The organism is Trueperaceae bacterium (assembly GCA_031581195.1).
Lineage (GTDB): Bacteria > Deinococcota > Deinococci > Deinococcales > Trueperaceae > SLSQ01.
The window spans coordinates 1-1847 of record JAVLCF010000200.1; the positions used below are offsets into that span (position 1 = coordinate 1).

General features: G+C 77.1%; 3 protein-coding genes. All 3 read left to right on the top strand.

Translation table 11 applies throughout. The annotated features are described in order from the left end of the window. Positions 1-347, top strand: a 347-nt coding sequence (locus RI554_11375) for a hypothetical protein (GenBank protein MDR9392615.1), incomplete at its 5' end; no start/stop codon positions are given. 48 nt (positions 348-395) lie between these two features. Next, entirely contained in the window at positions 396-1154 is a 759-nt protein-coding gene (locus RI554_11380) for a fumarylacetoacetate hydrolase family protein (GenBank protein MDR9392616.1), read from the top strand. A gap of 11 nt (positions 1155-1165) precedes the next feature. Further along, the coding region (locus RI554_11385) for an MBL fold metallo-hydrolase (GenBank protein MDR9392617.1) at positions 1166-1847 on the top strand (682 nt) is incomplete at its 3' end.

The following is a 1847-nucleotide window of genomic DNA, read 5'->3' on the forward strand; positions in this document are numbered from 1 at the left end:
GCACCGCCGCCCCCCGCACCGCCGCCCCGGACGTCGCGGACGCCCCCGCCGACGCCCCCGCGGCCGCCGCCGACGCGGCGCCGCTCGACCCGCGCTTCGCGACGTGGTCGGCGTGGAAGCTCGAGCGCGAACTCGAGCGCCTGCAGGCGTCCATCGACGCCGGCGAACGCGACCTCGCCGACCTCGCCGACGCGCTCGCCCGCCCCGACCCCACGACCGACCTCGCCGAACTCGGCCGACGCCACGCCGACGCCGAAGCGCGCCTCCTCGAGGCGATGGCGGACTGGGAGGCGGCGCAGCACGCCCTCGACGCCAAACGCAACCCCAGCCCGGCACGCCCGCGATAGACTCCCCGCGACCCTCGGGCGGCGCCCGCCCGACCGGGAGGAGGCCGCATGCAACGCATCCGATTCCGCAGCACCGCCGGCGTCGCGTGGGGCGAGCTCGAGGGCGGCGACGTGCACGTCCTCGCCGGCCCGTTGGGTCGCCGCACCGGCGAAGTCCTCGCCGTCGGCGACGTCGGCCTGCTCGCCCCCGCCGACCCCACCAGCATCGTGTGCGTCGGCAAGAACTACGCCGACCACGTCGCGGAGATGGGCGGCGACCGCGCGAACCTGCCGTCCGAGCCGGGGCTGTTCCTCAAGTCCATCGGCACCCTCGCCGGGCCCGGCGACCCCATCCGCTACCCCACCTGGACCGATGATCTGCAGTACGAGGGGGAGCTCGCCGTCGTCATCGGGCGGGAGATGCGCGACGTGCCCGCCGACCGCGCCCTCGAGCACGTGCTCGGCTACACGATCGCGATCGACGTCACCGCCCGCGACAAGCAGCGCAGCGACCTGCAGTGGGTGCGCGCGAAGAGCGCCGACGGGTTCTGCCCCACCGGCCCGTGGCTCGAAACCGACCTCGATCCCGGCGACGTCCGGCTCCAGACCCTCGTCAACGGCGAGGTCCGCCAGGACGCCCGCACCCGCGACCTGATCTTCGGCGTGCCCGAGGTGCTCGCCTACGTCTCGAGCTTCCTCACCCTCCGCCCCGGCGACCTCGTCCTGACCGGCACGCCGGAGGGCGTCGGCCCGCTCGCGGTCGGCGACGCCATCGAGGTCCGCATCGAGGGGATCGGGGCCCTCCACGCCGACGTCGAGGCCGGCTGACCCGACGCACCGTGAACGCCCCGCCGACGCACCCCCCGCCGACGCCCCCCCCGGACGTCACCGACCTCGGTGGCGGGGTGCACCGCATCGACGCCCGCCTCGGCGGGCGACCCGAGGTCGTCGCGGTGTACGTCCACGCGCTCGCCGACGGCGGCGTCGCGCTCGTCGAGACGGCGTCCGGCGCGACCGTAACGACCGTCCAGAACGCCCTCGCGGAGCTCGGCGTAGGGCCCCGCGACGTGCGCGCGATCGTGGTGACGCACGTGCATCTGGACCACGCCGCCGGGGCCGGCCGCCTCGCCGCCTGGAGCGGCGCCCCCGTCCTCGTGCACCCGCGCGGCGCGCCGCACCTCGCCGACCCCCGCCGCCTCTGGCGCAGCGCCGCGCGGCTCTACGGCGCCGCGATGGACCCGCTGTTCGGACCGATGGAGCCGGTCCCCGACGCCGCCCTCCGGCCGGTCGAGCCGGGACCGCTCGAGCTGGGCGGGACGCGCTTCGAGGTGCTCTTCGTGCCCGGCCACGCCGAGCACCACCTGGCCCTCCTCGGGCAGGCCGGCGACGCGTACGTCGGCGACGCCGCCGGCATCCTGCTGCCCGGCGTGCCCCGCATCCGCCCCGCCCTCCCGCCGCCCGAGACCGACCTCGCGGCCGCCGCCACCTCCTGCGCCACCCTCGCGGCGCACGCGCCCACCC

Bases quoted from the DNA above. Each gene is read 5' to 3' on its own strand.
- RI554_11380 (MDR9392616.1), top strand. From the start codon at position 396: ATGCAACGCATCCGATTCCGCAGCACCGCCGGCGTCGCGTGGGGCGAG.